The 18,189-nt window shown below is 51.3% G+C and carries 11 protein-coding genes; 5 read left to right on the top strand and 6 right to left on the bottom strand.

The features are described 5' to 3' along the window. Positions 1 to 124: 124 nt before the first annotated feature. Entirely contained in the window at positions 125 to 1,339 is a 1,215-nt protein-coding gene (locus ACG2E4_RS13160; protein ID WP_395261617.1) for an alanine dehydrogenase, read from the bottom strand. Between the two features lie 337 nt (positions 1,340 to 1,676). Between ACG2E4_RS13160 and rsmA the strand changes: the two genes are divergently transcribed. From rsmA to groL, 3 genes are all read left to right on the top strand, one after another. Continuing rightward, the gene (gene rsmA / locus ACG2E4_RS13155) at positions 1,677 to 2,453 is read left to right on the top strand and encodes a 16S rRNA (adenine(1518)-N(6)/adenine(1519)-N(6))-dimethyltransferase RsmA (protein ID WP_395276845.1); all 777 of its coding nucleotides are present in this window, start codon (positions 1,677 to 1,679) and stop codon (positions 2,451 to 2,453) included. Between the two features lie 241 nt (positions 2,454 to 2,694). Then, entirely contained in the window at positions 2,695 to 2,988 is a 294-nt protein-coding gene (groES, locus tag ACG2E4_RS13150) for a co-chaperone GroES (RefSeq protein ID WP_310685076.1), read from the top strand. A 61-nt stretch (positions 2,989 to 3,049) separates the two neighbouring features. Beyond that, positions 3,050 to 4,729: a chaperonin GroEL gene (gene groL / locus ACG2E4_RS13145; protein ID WP_395276844.1), complete on the top strand. Its 1,680-nt coding sequence runs from the start codon at positions 3,050 to 3,052 to the stop codon at positions 4,727 to 4,729. A 528-nt stretch (positions 4,730 to 5,257) separates the two neighbouring features. On the opposite strand, the gene ACG2E4_RS13140 is transcribed toward groL, so the two are convergent. The 5 genes from ACG2E4_RS13140 to ACG2E4_RS13120 all read right to left on the bottom strand — a co-directional run bounded on the left by ACG2E4_RS13140 (position 5,258) and on the right by ACG2E4_RS13120 (position 14,739). Next, positions 5,258 to 6,124 carry a lytic murein transglycosylase gene (locus tag ACG2E4_RS13140; protein ID WP_395276843.1) on the bottom strand — a complete coding sequence of 289 codons (867 nt, stop codon included), beginning with the start codon at positions 6,122 to 6,124 and terminating at the stop codon, positions 5,258 to 5,260. 234 nt (positions 6,125 to 6,358) lie between these two features. After that, positions 6,359 to 8,029, bottom strand: coding sequence for a beta-N-acetylhexosaminidase (locus tag ACG2E4_RS13135; protein WP_395276842.1), 1,671 nt, complete (start codon positions 8,027 to 8,029; stop codon positions 6,359 to 6,361). Between the two features lie 359 nt (positions 8,030 to 8,388). Further along, on the bottom strand, positions 8,389 to 9,345 hold the full coding sequence (locus ACG2E4_RS13130; RefSeq protein ID WP_395276841.1) for a DUF1080 domain-containing protein: 957 nt from the start codon (positions 9,343 to 9,345) through the stop codon (positions 8,389 to 8,391). Positions 9,346 to 9,428: 83 nt separating this feature from the next. Further along, a complete protein-coding gene (locus ACG2E4_RS13125) occupies positions 9,429 to 13,412 on the bottom strand; it encodes a DUF1080 domain-containing protein (RefSeq protein WP_395276840.1) in 3,984 nt (1,327 codons plus the stop codon). 58 nt (positions 13,413 to 13,470) lie between these two features. Next, positions 13,471 to 14,739: a Gfo/Idh/MocA family oxidoreductase gene (locus ACG2E4_RS13120; protein ID WP_395276839.1), complete on the bottom strand. Its 1,269-nt coding sequence runs from the start codon at positions 14,737 to 14,739 to the stop codon at positions 13,471 to 13,473. A 427-nt stretch (positions 14,740 to 15,166) separates the two neighbouring features. Between ACG2E4_RS13120 and ACG2E4_RS13115 the strand changes: the two genes are divergently transcribed. Next, positions 15,167 to 16,990 (top strand): sodium:solute symporter family protein, encoded by a 1,824-nt coding sequence (locus tag ACG2E4_RS13115; RefSeq protein WP_395261625.1) that lies wholly within the window; start codon positions 15,167 to 15,169, stop codon positions 16,988 to 16,990. Positions 16,991 to 17,310: 320 nt separating this feature from the next. Then, positions 17,311 to 18,180 carry an endonuclease/exonuclease/phosphatase family protein gene (locus ACG2E4_RS13110; RefSeq protein WP_395276838.1) on the top strand — a complete coding sequence of 290 codons (870 nt, stop codon included), beginning with the start codon at positions 17,311 to 17,313 and terminating at the stop codon, positions 18,178 to 18,180. Positions 18,181 to 18,189: the final 9 nt, after the last annotated feature.

Below are 18,189 nucleotides of genomic sequence, written 5' to 3'. Positions count from 1 at the left end.
AAAATAGCAGGTTCTGCAAAGGCCCCTTATTTGTGTATCTAAGATGGAATGCTGTTTCTGTTGATCGAGTATATCAATTGATTGCACACCTGTAAACTAATAACTGGTTACGAATAACAAATAACTAAATCTGGCTGGCGATCAGCATCTCAATTTCACGGTAGGGCATGTCAAAAATATCGGCCAGGGATTTTTTGGTGAGATGCTTCTTATACACGTAGGTCCCGTTTCTGAGCGCCGTATTCGACCACAGGCACTGCTTGATTCCCCCGGCATCCCCAATCGAAAGCAGGTAGGGGGCAATAACGTTGTTCAGGGCGTAGGTGGCGGTTCGGGCGACGTTGGATGGTATGTTGGGCACACAGTAGTGGATGACATCATGCTTTTTGTACACGGGATCGGAATGCACGGTCGCCCGGCTGGTGGCGATGCACCCGCCCTGGTCGATCACCGTATCCACAATTACGCTGCCCGGTTTCATGTTGGCAACCATCGTTTCCGTAACCAGGACCGGGGCCCTCTCTCCCTCTGACATCGCCGCTCCAATCACCACATCCGCGTATTGCAGGGCAGAACTGAGGTACTGGTAGTTGGCCGTGGCGGTGATAATGCGGCGGTCGAGCGCATTTTCGAGGTGGCGCAGCTTGGCCAGGTCGTTGTCCATCACAAAAACCTGGGCCCCGTAGCCGAGGGCGGTACGCGCGGAATACTCCGCGGTGATCCCTGCACCAAGAATCAATACAGTAGCGGGGGGGATGCCGGAGATGCCGCCCAGCATGATACCCTGGCCGCCGTCATTTTTCTCAAGGTAATGGGCCGCAATTTGAACCGACATCGAGCCGGTGATCTCATGCATCATCCGCACGATCGGGAACTCCTTGTCTTCGCCCTGGATAAATTCGTACCCGATGGCGGTGATGTTTTTTTTAATGAGCAGATCCATAAAATCTTCCGTGGTATTACCCAGGTGCAGTGCCGAGATAAGCGTTTGATCTGGTTCCAGCAGATCAAATTCATCCTCGCTTGGGGGCGCCACCTTCACAATCAACTCCGACTTTTTATAGAGTTCGTCCACGCTGTAGGTGATTTCTGCACCGGCATCCGCAAACTCGGTATCGTCAAAATTGGCTTCCTCGCCAGCCCCCTTTTCGATAAACACCTCGTGCCCGTTGGCCACCAGCACCGACACGCCGCCCGGGGTCAGGGAAAGGCGACGTTCATCATTGTTGACCTCTTTCGGCAGACCTATTTTCAGGGAGATCTCGGAGTTGGATTTCATCAACCGCTGCTCTAGAGTCTTTATGCCGATCTCTTCGGTTTCAAGGGGATTGATATCCATAAATAAATGTTGTTTGCCCAATGTTGTGTGAATATTTTGAACAAATTAATTTAAACAGTTCCTCGAAGCAAAAAGGGTTTGAAAAACGTGAGAAGCACGGATGCCAGAGTAACACAAGTGGTTATGAGAAGTAATGACAATGGAATCGAAAAAGGTAACGCGAGCTGAAGCTCGCAAAGGAATGCAGGATAGATTACGTTAAAGCAGGCATAAGGAAGAGTGAATATTTAAAGAAAGCCTGAGGTCACGAACCAAAGCTCCCAGTACAGGTATAAACAAACCCGGGTTGAATCATATTTAAAACAAAGAATCAATTACCAATAACTAACAGCCAAAAATGAGTATCCGTCCAAAAAAAAGTTTAGGCCAGCATTTTTTAAAAGATACCAACATGATTGAGAAAATTGCGGGTGCGCTGAATGCGGGCCCGGGGCACCGCATAATTGAAATCGGTCCGGGTACCGGCCTGCTGACGGAGGGTCTATTGAAACGGTATGAGGATGTCGTAGCAGTTGAACTGGACCAGCGGGCGGTTGAGGTGCTGAAGCAGAAATTCCCGGAATTGAGGATCCTCCACAAAGACATTCTTGATATAGATTTTGAAGAGCTCGTCCTTGAAAAAGAGAAGACCCATGTAATCGGGAACCTGCCCTACTATATAACCAGCCAGATCCTGTTTCTTCTGCTGGAAAATCGTGCACTGCTTGCTGACGCCCTGCTGATGATGCAGAAGGAGGTGGCCGAGCGACTGGTCGCCAATATCCGTACAAAAGACTACGGAATACTCAGCGTGCAGACGCAGCTGATGTGCACGCCCGAAATCCTGTTCGAGGTGCCCCGCCAGGTCTTTACTCCCCAGCCCAACGTAGACAGCGCCATGGTGCGACTGCGTTTTGACCAGGGGCCGCTTACGTGCTCCGATCCGCATCTCAAAACGGTGGTTCGCACCGCCTTTAACCAGCGCAGAAAAAAGCTGAGTAACGCGCTTAAACCGATTATCGACAAGAGCGCCCTGCCCGATGGCTTCGATTTTGACAAACGGGCAGAAGCCTGGGAGCCATCTGTTTATGAAAAGTTGACAGCCCTTCTTGAGGAAGATGGCATTTTGACCTGAAATTTCGGCTTCCAAAATTAGTTGACATTGACCAATATTTTGTAATTGGCATGTTTCAGCCGGCAAACCACCCTTTCAGTGTTTGTTGATAACATTTTTATCCATTCCCCAAAGTTTGGTACGGTACTTGCTCATATATGTACCTGAGATACTCAGTGATGTTGTAATGGACTGAGTCAAAAAATTACATGGAACTGAATTTTCAACTTCAACTATTAACTTAAATTAGGGAGTCATACATATGGCTAAAACAAAAATTAAACCCTTGAGTGATCGCGTGTTGGTTCAGCCTGAACCCGCCGAAGAAAAGACAAGTTCGGGTATTATTATCCCGGATACAGCTAAAGAAAAACCTCAAAAAGGTACTGTGGTAGCTGCCGGTCCGGGAAAGGTAGAAAATGGAACCAAGATCGACATGTCGGTTGCCGAAGGCGACAAAGTTCTGTATGGCAAGTACTCAGGTACCGAAATTACATTGGATGGTGAGGAATACCTGATAATGCGAGAAGCCGATATTTTAGGAATTGTTTCCTAATGCAATTCACGAATTTTTTCAAAATTATAAAACTGAAAATTAATCAAACTACAGGAGAACTATGTCTGCAAAATTAGTTCACTACGATATGGAAGCCCGCGATGCGCTAAAGCGCGGCGTTGACAAGCTGGCGAATGCTGTCAAGGTTACGTTGGGCCCACGTGGACGCAACGTTGTAATTGAAAAATCATTTGGCGCGCCAACCGTAACCAAAGACGGTGTAACGGTTGCTAAAGAGATTGAGCTTTCCAACAAGCGTGAAAATATGGGAGCTCAGATGGTAAAGCAGGTTGCTTCCAAAACGAGCGATAACGCTGGTGATGGAACCACCACTGCTACCGTGCTTGCCCAGTCCATTATTCAAACGGGACTGAAAAACGTAACGGCCGGTGCCAACCCGATGGAATTGAAACGGGGTATCGAAAAGGCTGTTGACGCTATTGTTGCCAGTCTCCAGGCACAAAGCAAGGAGATCAGCGACCGAAACGAGATCGCCCAGGTTGGTACTATTTCTGCCAATAATGACGAAACGATCGGCAACCTGATTGCCGATGCGATGGAAAAAGTGGGTAAAGATGGTGTTATAACGGTTGAAGAAGCCAAAGGTATCGAAACCCATCTCGAAACGGTTGAAGGTATGCAGTTCGACCGCGGCTATCTTTCCCCGTACTTTGTGACCGATTCTGAGAATATGGTCGCTGCAATGGAAGAGCCCCAGATCCTGATCTTCGACAGCAAGATCTCCAACATGAAGGATCTGCTTCCCATCCTTGAAAAAGTGATCCAAACCAACAAGCCGCTGTTGATCATCGCCGAGGATATCGAAGGCGAAGCACTGGCTACACTGGTTGTTAACAAACTGCGCGGTTCACTGAAGATTGCTGCGGTCAAAGCTCCTGGCTTTGGCGACCGTCGCAAGCAGATGCTCGAAGATATCGCTATCCTTACCGGCGGTACCGTGATCTCTGAGGAGCGTGGATACAAGCTTGAAAATGCTACGCTTGATTATCTTGGTACGGCTGACCGCGTCAACGTGGACAAAGACACCACGACAATTGTTGGCGGCCAGGGTAACGACAAGGATATCAAGGCGCGCATCAACCAGATTAAAGGTCAGATCGAAAGCACCACGTCTGACTATGACCGCGAAAAACTGCAGGAACGCCTTGCCAAGCTGAGCGGCGGCGTGGCTGTGCTGAATATCGGCGCGGCTTCCGAGGTTGAGATGAAAGAGAAGAAAGCACGCGTAGAAGATGCGCTTCACGCTACCCGGGCTGCCGTTGAAGAAGGTATCGTACCCGGTGGCGGAGTTGCCTTTATCCGTGCACAGAAAGCCCTGGATGATCTTGAAGGAGAAAACCCGGATCAGCAGGTAGGATTCGATATTATCCGGCGTGCGCTTGAAGCACCGCTGCGAAGTATCGCTGATAATGCCGGTGCCGAAGGCTCTATCGTTGTTCAGAAGGTGAAAGAAGGAAAAGATGCATTCGGCTACAACGCTCGTACCGATGTGTACGAAGACCTGATTGGAGCCGGTGTGATCGACCCGACGAAAGTAGCCCGAACGGCTCTCCAAAACGCCGCTTCTGTAGCCGGACTGATGCTGACCACTGAGGCCCTCGTCTCTGACAAGCCTGGCAAAGGCGATGATGACGATGATGACGGACCTGCCGGCGGTGGCGGAATGCCTGGCGGTATGGGCGGCATGGGAGGAATGGGTGGCATGGGCGGCATGATGTAAGCCGACCTGTTTAACCACTCAGACTTTTCGTGCGTCTGAACATATTAAGGCCTCATTCCCGTTTCGGGAGTGGGGCTTTTTTTATTGGCTATTCATGGGATAAATGCGTTCCTCCCTGGAGAAGGAGAAATCTATGATTAGGCCAGTAGATGGGTAGGAACAAGTTGCTAACCGGTATATGCTAGGATGCCCAGTCAGGATCTTGCGCTATTAAAAAGTAACGAAAGCCATTTTTCTTGGCAGGGAGCATTCCTTTTTTATGAATATAAACGAAGCCAACAAATCACCGGTCGGGAATTGTAAATTCAGAATGAAGAAGGATGAATTTCGAAGGGGGGAGGAAGGTTTAAAGCTGAAGGTTGCAGGTTGAAAGTTTGTCCAGGGGCGAATGAAAATTGCCTGCTCTCACGGCCTTGAATGGGACGCGGAAGCCGAAGTAAAATCCAGTACAGAAACCAGGCTGCATGTCGCGTCTAAACGAGCTTCCACACGGAGCGTGGGCCCATTTTTTTGGAGTAAGAGGGTGAGCTATCGTCTTGTTGTATTGGTATGCATCTCCTCGGCTTCACGGGCAAGAGAGAGAACGGCATCGCGGTACAGGCTGCTGGGATTGTACCGGAGCACCGCGGTTTCGATGCTGCCGGTCCGCTCTTTAAAATATGACAGGTAGTTGGCGATAGAGAGGATGTTGTTGTTAACGTCAAAAATGTCGCTGCCAACAAACCATTTATTGATGGAATAGGGGATGAATTGACCATATGACATCGCCCCGGCATAACTTGATTTCAGTTCAAAAACATCCAGCTTGTTACGGGTGGTAAAATCCAGCAGCTCCTTGAGCTGGGCTTGCGCAAAATCAGCCCGGTAATCCACCAGATACATCGAAACATACGAATTAAAGGGGTTGTAGCTACCAAAGTTCTTTCCGAAATCTGACTCAATTCCAATGATGGCGGCAATCACATATTTCGAAATTCCGTACGTTTCTTCCGCTTTTTGGAGTTGTTCGGTGTGGGTTTCCATAAAGCTGGTAATGTTCCGTTTTTTGTGCTCAAATCCCAGTATGCGCTTGTATTGCTCCATACCCAGGGATTTTTTTTCGGCTGAATTCCGGAAGCGATCCCCGATCTTTTCATAAATTTCGAACCGTTCATCCTCCAACAGCGAGCCGATGGTATATCCCTGTTGCTTGAGGTAGGCAACAAGAGTTTGCAACCGCTCGTCATATTTGTCAAGCGGGGAGAGGGAGTCTTGCTCCTCCGTAACGGTAAGAACGGCAGTTGAGCTGTTTTGTGAGAGCAGTGCCTGCCCCTGGCCCAGACTTGCTGTTCCCGTAAAAAGGATAAGAATAAAGATAGCAGTTTTCCCTGCTGTAGCCTGTAGAATATTACCCATTATATCACTCCAACTAAATGATTGTTAACCCATCTATACGTAAGATAAAATATCGTGGGTAACAGGCAAATAGGGGATCTCATTATTTTCAGCATCTGATGTTGTGTTTTTACTGTTCCCTGAATGCAGTCGCATTCGTTTTTCCTGGTTAAAGGCGAACGGAATAAAGGTAACCGTCATAAAAAAGGCCCGGTCGTCATGGCCGACGACCGGGCTTAAAGCAGGGTGGGAGGTTTACTCGTTGTTCAATACGGGCATGGTCCCCCTGTAATGTTCGGCGGCGTTGATATCCATGATGTCAAACCGCTTAAAATGGTTCTGCAGGCGCCTCCAGAACAGGGTAAAGTTTTTCTTTGATTTTGGGGTCCAGTCCAGTTCTGCGATCGCCATTGCGCGCGGGTATGCCATATACTCGGCCTTGTCGGGCGACTTTATATACTCGGTCCATACATTGCCCTGGGCCCCCAGTACGTGTTGAGCCTCCTCTTCGTTAAGTACGTCGGGCACCGGTTCAAAGGAGTAGGTTTTTTTCAGGGTGGTAAACCCACCGATAGCAAGGGGCTCGGTCTGCGGGTCGGCCTGGTAGTAGTCCAGGTAGACGTGGGAGGTGGGGGTCATTACGACGTCGTGCCCCTGCCTGGCGGCAGCGATGCCGCCTTCGATTCCGCGCCAGCTCATGACCGTGGCGTTGGGGGCCAGGCCGCCCTCAAGGATCTCATCCCACCCGATAATCTGTCGTCCATGCTCATTGAGAAAACGCTCCATGCGGGTGATAAAGTAGCTCTGCAGTTCGTGCTCGTCCTCCAGTCCCTCGCGCTGGATCACTTGTTGCGCCACTTCGCTCTCTTCCCACTGCGCCTTGGGCGCTTCATCGCCACCGATATGGATGTATTCGCTGGGAAACAGTTCCATCGTTTCGGTCAGCACATCCTCCAGGAATTTAAAGGTTTCTTCCCTGGGACAGTAAATATCCTCGAAAATACCCCATGTCGTCTGTACCTGGTAATCACCGTCTTCCCGGCAGCCAAACTGTGGGTAGGCGGCGAGGGCGGCACTGGAATGACCGGGCATCTCAATTTCGGGGATGATCGTGACATACCGGTCCCGGGCATATTCAACGACTTCCCGGATCTCTTCCTGAGTGTAGTATCCGCCGTAGCGCTCCCCGTCATAGATGCCGGAGCCGTAATGGCCCACCAGCGTGGAATCGCGCCACGCTCCCACTTCTGTGAGCCTGGGATACTGCTCGATTTCGATACGCCAGCCCTGGTCTTCTGTCAGGTGCCAGTGGAACCGGTTCATCTTGTACATAGCCAGGATGTCGATATATTTTTTAACAAACTCGACCGGAAAGAAATGGCGGGCCACATCCAGGTGCATGCCGCGGTAGGTAAATCGGGGATAATCATCAATCTCCACGGCAGGTACCATCCACTCTACGTCCTGCGGTGTCAGTGACGGATCGGTGTGCTCTATCTCGGGCGGAAGAAGCTGCCGCAGCGTTTGAACACCGTAAAAAACGCCTTGAGCGGAGGGCGACTGAATAGTTACTCCCTCTTCATCAGAGGTCAGGATGTACGCCTCCTTATTTTGATAGCTTCCCTCGTCGTCGATGGTTAGACGGATGCTGTTTTCGTTGCTGGCGGAAGTGGTTACCTCCAGAGAGTACCAGGTAGCCGAGTTGATCAATTTAGCCAGGAATTCTCCCAGTTCCTCGAGTTCGGCATTGCCTTCATCCACAACGATCGAGGTTTCAGGGGTAAGTTGAAACTGCCCCTGGTTGACTTGCTTGTGTACTGGTTCGGGTATGAGGCTCAACGTTTGGCGTTTGACCTGATCTGGCGAACCGCAGCCTGCAACAATGGCTGCAATGGATAATAGAATTAAAAGTCGTTGTACTTTCATCTCAATCTGCTTTAAATGGTTGAGTAATTCGATAAAATTCTATTTAAAGGATAGGGCTTTGCACAAGCCTCAATTCTTTGTTCTGAGGGAGTTTTGCTCTCCCGTTAAAAGTTCAATAAGGTTGGGTGTACAACTACCACCCAATAAAATAGCAGGTTCAGCAAAGGTCCCAGGATTGTCTATCTACTAATGCCTGCTGAATAATCTGTATTACATCCATTTGATCTTAAATAGATTGTCGTGCAGCAATGGTTTTGGCCCTATCACGTGGCGAAAAAGCTATAGATGATTCTTCATTTAAGTTTTGCGACAATGAGTGAAGGCGAACATTTAAAATGTTTTTGACAGGTTACCTGTCATTATCGATTTGTAGCGGGTGTAATAATAATTTTCCTGAATTCAATAGGTCCATGGTCGCCCTGCAGCATGACCGGGCCGGGTTCTCCTTCGTTACTGTCGAGCGCCCCGCCCGTGATGCCGGGAATGGGTCGGTTGCAGATTACTTCGGTTCCGTTGAGTTCCACGGTCACCATCCGGCCGCTCAGCGTGATGTCGTAGGTTTGCCATTCGCCCGCTTTTTTGGCCGCATTAACCGTGGGATCAATAAAACCGTAGATGCCGCCGATGTAGTGACTTTCCGGTTCAACCCCGTAATTATCGGCGATCTGCACTTCATATCGTCCCCGGAGATAAATTCCGCTGTTGCTGCCTTCCGGGTACCGGAACTCCACATGCAGCTTGAAATCGTCGAATTTCTGTTTGGTTACCAGGTTGCCGCCCGCTTCCGGGTTCACCAGGATGCCGTTTTCCATTCGGAACTGGTTGTTTTTCGGAATGATCCACTGGGAAAGATCCTGATCGAGCAGGTCGATTGGCTGGCCCCATTCCGGTTTTTCATCCCGCACCAGGGAAGGCGCCCGCACTCCTGTCCATTCCAGCTTGTTGCCATCGGGCCCGATCGTCCATCCCGAAAGGGTGCCGTCGTTTAGTGCAAATACGAAATGAGGGTCGGGATACTGCTGCATCCATTGTGGCGGAATGGTAAAACTGTAGGTATCGCTTTGCTCATCATACTTTATCTCCGAAATAGGACGAGCACTGCCCGCGGCGCCCACATACCGGCCGACAAGCGCCTGGTTACCGGAGGTCTTGATTTCCAGCCAGGAGGGCAATTGTCCGTCCGGCGTTTCTATTGTTATATCCCATTGCCCGGCAGCTTCAGCACCCGGAATGCCGGATTGAGCCAGCGAGCTGCCGGCAGCAAGTGAGAAAATAAGCATTGATACCGTTGCGAGTATAATGTTGGATATCTTCATGGATGTTTGAATGAACATATTGAGATAAAATGTTAAGGCCCGAGTATTTCGTCTGGTCATTTTGTCCCATACCCGGGTGTATGTTATTTGATTTCAGTAATGTTGATGTTTCTGAATTCCACGCGCGAATTATGATTTTGCAGGCCGATATAGCCTTTCCTGCGTTTCAGACCCGGATGCTCCGTCACCTTTTTCAGGTGATTCACAAGGCTTGTGTTGAGAATCAACTGGCCATTCAGCGTTACCTTGATATTCGGGCCGTCTGCCACGATCACCATTTGTTGCCATTCGCCGGCCGGTTTGGATACGCGCCTGGAGGGCGCCTTGATATCGTAGATACTGCCGGTATATTGCCAGGGCTGCAGACCCGCATATTGGTCTGCATAATCATCCAGCAGTTGAATTTCGAGTCCCTGGTAAGCGGGGTCGTCCTGGTGCGGAGCTCGAAGGAAAACACCGCTGTTTCCGCCTTCCGGCAGCCGGTATTCAAGCTCCAGCTTGAAATTATCGTACATTTCCGTAGTCGAAAGCCATCCGCCCCCGGCGCCTTTTTCCCATTCTTCTCCGTCGCCTTTAGTATAAAGCAGGCCGTCATCGGCGTTCCAGCTTCCGGCATTGCCGCCGACCCGCTCCCAGCCGGCAAGGTCTTCGCCGTTGAACAGCGGTTCCGTACGCGGTATCTCACGAATAAATACATTTTTAAAATACAGCGGCGTATTGTGCGCCTGCAGTTCGATCTGTCCTTCCGGGTAGATCGGCTTGTCGCGGTTCCAGTAATTTTCGAGCACAACATTTGGTACCACGAGCTGACCGTTCAGGTGCACAGTCACGCGCTCACCAATCATTTTAATTCGCATATGATTCCACTCACCAACCGGATTATCGGCATTTACCAGCGGCTCACTCAGGTGATTTTGGTTGTTGTAAAGTCCACCGGAGCCGACCGGCCACTGCGTGATGTCCCAGATCTGAACCTGGGGCGTACCGCGCAGGTAGACGCCACTGTCGCCGCCCGGCTCAATTTTCCAGTCCAGGAGCATCTCAAAATCCTTGTAATCTTTTTCAGTGGCCAGACTTTCACCATTGCCGTCGAAAAAGAGGATGCCGTCACGGACCGACCAGTGCTGCTGCATGATGCGGTCGGCCTCTTTTTGGGCTTCAGCCAGTTCCTCTTTACTCATTTGAGCGCGTACTTCGGGATTTTCGACGAGTCCTTTCCAGCCATCGAGATTTTCTCCGTTAAACAGGGCCGTAAAGCCTTCGGGCGGGTGGTTCATCCCTCCGCCCACTTCCGTATCGCCGGAATAATCCGGGTAGTAAACATTCAGGTCGCGTACCTGGATATTCCGGAAAGCGACTTCATCACCGTGGCCAAGAAAGCCGATATGCCCGCTGGTACGCAATAATCCGGGATGCTCTTCTCCATCCACCGTGTTGGGGGTGGCGGCCTCCTCGAGGTTGGTATCCAGGATGGTCACGCCGTTGAGCTTGACCGTAATCTGCGAACCGTTGGCGATGACTTCCTGCGTATTCCACTCACCGACCGGTTTCAGGTGGCCGCGCTGTGCCGGGGCAACGCCATATACGGAACCATGATACTGGTAAGGCTGGAGATCGGTATACTTCTCGGCGGTATTGTCCAGGATCTGAAGTTCCATGCCCTCGTAGGCGGGATTACCCTGCAATGGCGACCGAATTGCCAGGCCATTGTTGGCCCCGGGCGTCAGCTTGAATTGAAAACGCAGGATAAAGTCGCTGTACTCCTGCGTGGTAAAAATATTGCCACTTTCCCCATCCCGGTGGATCAGCTGGCCGTCGCGGACTTGGTAGGCCTCCGTGTCGCCGGTCCAGCCGGAAAGGTTTTCCCCGTTGAACAACGAGGTAAAGCCTTCGGCAGCCTGCTCCTGGGTTTGGATCTCACCGATAAACTGCTCTATTTGTGCTCTTGTGGTGCTGTCCGTGGTAGCCTCCAGTACCGCAAGTGTTTTGTCAGTACCGTCAAACTCATTGGCAAAATTGTAGGAAGGCGCCAGTATCTCGGCAGCAGAACGGAGCGCTTCATTCCTGACCGGTTCATCATGGCTGTCAAAATAGTGAGCCACCGCTTTTAAAGAGGCCGTGGACTGGATGCCTGAAAGTGCTTCCAGCAGTGTACTCTTTTGTTCATTTCCAGATACGATTTCAATGGCGTCCGTTAGAAATTGCACTTTATCAGAGTCCGAATACCTGGAATCCCGTACAAGCCGGATATAGCCGTCAACAAGTGCGGGACGTTCTGACGGAGAGGTATTTTGGATCACGGTTTTAAGCGGCTGGATGGCATCGGCTTCAGGCCAGTTTGCCAGCGCCGTTTTTGCAGCTGACTGAATTTCTCCGTTTGAATGCGTTGTGGCCTCAATGGCCGTCTCCATTGCTTGTTGCCCACCGATCGCCGGTAGTATTTCTATCAGGTGGACGGACTGGCTCTCAGAGCCGCTACCCAGGGCCTCAATAACAGGAGCGGCCGCGTTTTCCTCCCCGGATGTATTAGCCACATGTACCACCGCTTCCTTGACAAGGTTGATTTCCTGGTCATTACGGGCCTGGTTTAAAAGTCCCACCAGGGTTGAGAGATCATCCGCGGTGGCGATGTCTCTTGCGGAACGGAGGATCGCCAAGCGTACCTGGCGGTCGGCACTGCCGAGTTGCCCCAACAGGTCATCAAGATACTGACTGCTTTGGCGCTCGCCCACAATTTCAATAAGAGCGACCCGCGCCCCGGTTGAGAAGCGAGCCCATCGCTGGGTTGCAGCGGCGTACAACGGCTTCGATGGCAGTTGCTGGAGTGCAGTTTGAATCGCCTTAATTTCACCCGGTTGGTCGGCACGGTCCAGCGACTGCAGCAGAACGGGGATCGACTCTGTTTTCCCGAGTGGAACGGATGCATTGATTGCTGCGAGTCGGACATCTGGATTGCTATCCCGTAAAAATGGTCTCACCTCCGACCAGGCTGAGCTGTCACCGCGTTTCCCGAGCGCTTCAATAATGTCGGCTTGCACAGAAGGATTACTCTGGTCAAGTTGATCAACCAGCCTCTCGGTAATCTCACTACCATCCATTTTCTGTATCAGGGAAAGGGAGGCGGCCCGTAATTCGGGATTGGGATCCTGCACGGCATCAAACAGAAGGCCGGCTGCGATCTCCCCTTCAACTTCAAAAATGGTGGTTAGTGCTGCCGTCTGGACATGAGTGGGATGATCCCCGGCATAGATATCCCGGGCAAGTTGGCTGCCTTGCTGCGCGTATCCTTCTTCTGCCAGCCGCTGCGCAAGGGTAAGCCTGTACTGAACCGGGTCTCCGGCCGAAATGAACGGGGTAGCCCCGGGATCTCCCGTGTTGGCAAGAGCGTAGAGCAGTGCGTCCCGTGTATCCGGATCACTGTTTTCGGTTAACGAGGACGCCTGGTTTATGAGGGCGGGTACGGGGCGCTGCATATCGCCAAGCACTTTCAAGGGGGCGACTTTTTGGGAGCCTTCTAGGTCGGAAAGTTCCTCTGCCAGTGCGTTCGCTGCTTGTTCCGTATTGATACTCCGCAGCGCATGGGCCGCCGGGCCGTTGAGTGCTGCATCTCCCAGGAATGATCGCAGGAGCGGAACCGACCGGTTCGTGCCGATCAGTTCAAGCTGTTCCAGCAGGAAAATGTCAACCGCGACCGGGTGATCTCCGCGCAGCTCTTCGAGGATTACTTGTTCAACCTGGGCGCGCCCGTCACCATTTCCGGGATCCGATACAAATTTTGCGAGACCGTTTACGGCGTAGCGGGCGTTGGTGTCATCCCCGGTGGCCGTCCCGTCGAGCATATCCACCAGGTTGTGAACCGCGGGAGGGCCCATTTCGAGGATCCTGCTGTTCAGCCAATCCCGTTCGGTTTTGTCGGCAGCCGGCATCTGGGCGACAACTTCCGTCAGATTATCGAGCTGGTCAGGGGTCAGTTGCCGGCTGGTACTTTGTACAGCCTGGTTGGACGGCGCGCAGGAGGCTGCTGCAAAGACCAGCAGGAGTACAATTATTGGGTTAAAACGTTTCATTGTCGAGGAGTGATCTAGTTTATTTGATATCATTTCAGGCATTTGTTTCAGTCAGTACTTATATCTTCCAGGGGGCCCGCATCGGCTGATTGATCAGTCGGTTGGCCGCTTCGTCATCTATAAATTGCTCATTCTCGGGGTCGAATTTCAGCTCACGCCCCAGGCGTATGGCGATTTTCCCGAGGTTGACCAGCGTGCAGGACCGGTGCCCGTTTGCTTCATTTAAAGCGAACGTTTGCCGGTTCCGGACCGCCTGGCTAAAGTCAGTGATCTGCGGTTCCGGATCCGGCAGGGAGGCAGCCAGGCGTCGAATATCCGGGATATCAGATTCAAACCCACGGTTCAGTTTGCCGTTGGGTCCTTCAATAAAAGCGGCGTCCGTATCTTTGTTCTCTCCATCGAGGATGATTTTGCATCCATCCTCATACTCCATCTCGATCCGCTTCCAGGTTCCCACGGCATCCGGGTGCTGCTGCTCGGCATCCGCCACCACTCGTATGGGACTGGTGTGGTCTTTGTCCAGGATATACTGCACGGGATCGAGGTAATGTTGCCCCATATCTCCCAGGCCGCCCCCGTCGTAATCCCAATAGCCGCGGAACGTCACATGGGTGCGGTGCTGGTGGTACGGCTTGTAGGGAGCCGGGCCCAGCCACTGCTCATAATCCAGGGTTTCCGGGGTCCATTGGGGAGGCAGGTTGGTAAGTCCGCTCCAGTTGAATTTCCAGTTGAATCCTGTGCTCTCGTTGATTGTAACCTTTAGAGGCCATCCGAACACATCATTTTCCACCAGTTTTTTGATCGGCTTGACCGGCGTTCCCATCCCGTAGAAGATATCCCGGAAACGGAACCAGGTATTCAGCCGGAAGATGCGCCCGTTTTCCCGGACCGCCTCAACAACTTTACGACCTTCCCCGATGGTGCGGGTCATCGGCTTTTCGCACCAGATGTCTTTGCCTGCTTCTGCCGCCTCTTTGGCCATAACGCCGTGCCAGTGGGGAGGAGTGGCGATATGTATAATATCAATGTCATCCCGGGCCAGTACTTCCCGGTAGTCGGTATAGCCATTCACCTCGGGCCCCGTAATGTCCAGTGCCTGCTGCAGGTGTTGCTGGTCTACATCACAGACAGCCAAAAGGCGGGCGCCGGGGTATCGCAGGTGCCCCTTTCCCATCATACCCACCCCGATTACAGCTTTTGTAAGCTCGTCGCTGGGAGCGGTATATCCGGTTCCCCCCAATACGCTCCGGGGTACAATGGAGAAGAGGCCAATGGTGCCCAGTGCACTTTTAATAAAGGATTTTCTATCAATGCTATTTTTTGACATAATCAGCGAATTGGTTTAGAAAGTTGAAAATATTACCGTACCCGACCTGGTTCCATTACAGGAATCATGGAATTTATAATGTACTAAAAAAGCAGGCTACCACGATTTTTACAAATATTTTGATTTTTGAGCACTCAGGAGCAATCATACCGTTCCCGTATCGATTTTTTCAGCCCATATAGTACAACGGCAGAATCCTCCTGTATGCAAATCTTGAAATAGACAATAAATTGAAAATAAAAACAAATAAAAACCTTTCGTTTAATTTCTTTTTGAAAGTTTAAACTTCCATTTATTTTTATATCCGCTTCTTAGGCTCTTTCATTAATTTTTTTATTTATGTATTGTCATGATTGACGTTGAGACTTGAACAACATTCGGGTTTGATTCATATTTCTAACTCCTTCCACATCAACAGTAACAGAACATGGTGTTTTTAGAAACAATTGACTGGTTCATTATTGCGCTCTACATGGTTTTTTCGCTGGCCATCGGACTCTACGTAGCCAGGCAGGCCGGCAAAAATTCTACCGAGTTTTTTGCAGCCGGTAAAAATATGCCCTGGTGGCTGCTGGGCGTATCGATGGTTGCCACCACCTTTTCGACCGACACCCCGAATTTGGTTGCAAATATTGTACGTACCGATGGGGTTTCGGGGAACTGGGTATGGTGGGCATTCCTGCTGACCGGTATGCTGACGGTGTTTGTGTATGCCAACCTTTGGAAACGGTCGGGCGTGCTGACTGATGTGGAGTTTTATGAACTCCGGTACAGTGGTAAAATGGCGGCTTTCCTGCGGGGTTTCCGTTCTGTTTACCTGGGATTTATTTTTAACGTAGTGGTGATGGCAACGGTATCGCTGGCGGCCATCAAAATAAGCGGCGTGTTGATGGGGCTTACCCCGCTGCAGACGGTTGTAATTGCAGGAATAGTGACGGTGCTGTATAGCTCGCTCGGGGGACTGAAAGGAGTATTGCTTACCGACTTTTTCCAGTTTTTCCTGGCCATCGGCGGAAGTTTGATTGCGGCCTATGTAGCGCTCCAGCATCCCCAGGTTGGAGGGCTGGAGGGGCTGCTCTCACACAAAGAAGTGGTATCCCAGCTTAATATTCTGCCCGATTTTTCCGATCCCTCGCAGGCGATGGGCATCTTTATTATTCCATTGCTTATTCAGTGGTGGAGTGTCTATTACCCGGGTGCCGAACCGGGCGGCGGCGGGTACATAGCCCAGCGGATGTTTGCTGCAAAAAACGAGAATAATTCAATAGCCGCGGTCTTCTTTTTTAATGCCGCCCATTTTGCCCTGCGTCCCTGGCCGTGGATTATTGTGGGATTGTGCTCCATTATCGTATTCCCGGATATCGCATCCCTGAAAGAGGCTTTCCCGAACGCTTCCAGCGTGGCCGGAGATGATATGGGATATCCTGCCATGTTAACTTTTATTCCCACCGGGTGGCTTGGGCTGGTCGTGGCGTCGCTCACGGCCGCATACATGTCTACGATTTCAACGCACCTGAACTGGGGATCCTCGTACCTGGTCAATGATTTTTACAAGCGGTTTGTGCGGCCAGGAAGTTCGGAAAAGGAACTGGTAACCGTGGGACGAATCTCAACCGTTGTACTGATGATCGTTGCCGGTGCGCTGGCCCTGCTCCTGCGCGATGCCCTCGACAGTTTCCAGATAATCCTGCAGATCGGTGCGGGTACGGGGCTGCTGTTTATCATGCGCTGGTTTTGGTGGCGGATCAACGCCGGCAGCGAAATCGCCGCCATGTTTATTTCGTTTGCCGTGGCGATGTATTTCCAGTTTGCGCATGTTTATACCGGTCTGCCTGAGCTTACCAGCTGGCAGGAGCTGATCGTCGGGATCGTCATTACCACCATCGGATGGGTTTCTGTAACATTCCTGACGCGCCCGACAGATGAGGAGACGTTGGTGAATTTCTGTAAAATTGCACGGCCCGGCGGACCCGGCTGGAAAAGGGTGGTCAACAAGGCCAAAGCAGAGGGCAAAGATGTGGAACCGCTCGAAGATGAAGCATGGCGGGTACCTCAGGGAATGCTCTGCATGGTATTGGGCTGTATCGCCGTTTATGGGGCGCTGTTTGCAACGGGGTATTGGATCTACGGCCGTTGGATGCTGGCAGGGATTATTACCGTGGTGGCCATTGCAGCCAGTGGATTTTTGTATAAAGCATGGAGAAAACTGATTGAAATCCGGCCGGAAGACCAGGAGCTCTACAGCGGGTAGCGTACCGGCGAAACAGTGGAATCCAATGTCTGTCAAAATAATGTAATGTGAGTTCTATTCGATATGACTTCCTGTTTTGTAATTGTTTCTAAACTTCCCGGGACAGGTCCTTAATCTCCCCTTCAGGGGAGCGCCGCCAAAGGCGGGAGGGGTGTTATTCTCTATGTCAGACCTGCACCTCCCGACCCAATCGCGTGGCTCTCGCGATTGGCCCACCCTCCTCAAGGAGGGACTGGTTTTTTGCCATTTCAAGGCAAACAGGCATTCTGGTTGAGATCATTATGCCGAGTTCAGGTTAATGTTACCAAAAAATGCAGATTATGAATATTCTCTTTTCCAACATGGTGTTCGGTTTTTTGATTCTTATGCTTACGGGTGTCAGCGAGAGCAAAGCCCAGACGAATGTTTCAGTGATGACCTACAACATTCGCTACGATAATCCGGACGACGGGAACAACCGGTGGGACCTCCGCAAAGCGGAGCTGCTGAACCAGGTCAAATTCTTCGATCCCGATTTCCTGGGTACCCAGGAAGCGCTTGTTCACCAGGTGGAATATATGGACCGGGAACTGGCCGGGATGGATTACATCGGCATCGGGCGTGCCCAGGGGGGAGAGAGTGACGAGTATTCCGCCATCTTTTACGATACCGGACAATACGAGCTTATAGCAGAATCCGACAGCACGATATGGCTTTCTGAAACCCCGGGACAGGTGAGTACGGGGTGGGATGCGGCGCTTCCACGCATCATGACGTGGGGTAAGTTCCGGGACAGGTCGACCGGTTCCGAACTGTACGTGTTTAATACGCATTTTGACCACCGCGGGGAGCAGGCCCGGGCGGAGAGTGCGAAGCTGATCCTGCAAATTATTGATAAAATTGCCGGTGACGACCCGGTGGTTTTGACCGGGGATTTCAATGTTGAACCGGGCAGCCGGCCCTACAGCACGCTCACCAGTTCTTCTCTGCGGGATGCCTGGCAGCACAGCACCATTCCCGCAGTGGGACCCGATTTTACCTACTCCGGGTGGGAGGTCGCCGAATCGCTGGACAACCAGGGGCGCCGTATCGATTACGTATTTGTGAATGACGGAGTGGAAGTTCGAAGCATTTCAGCGCTTACCACGTTTCGGGACGGCCGCTTCCTGTCAGATCATCTGGCGGTGTTCAGCGTGCTTGAACTGTGGTAATTCAGTTAT

Source organism: Halalkalibaculum sp. DA384 (assembly GCF_043951955.1).
Classification (GTDB): domain Bacteria; phylum Bacteroidota; class Rhodothermia; order Balneolales; family Balneolaceae; genus JAMQKA01.
This window is presented reverse-complemented; position numbering and strand designations above follow the sequence as displayed.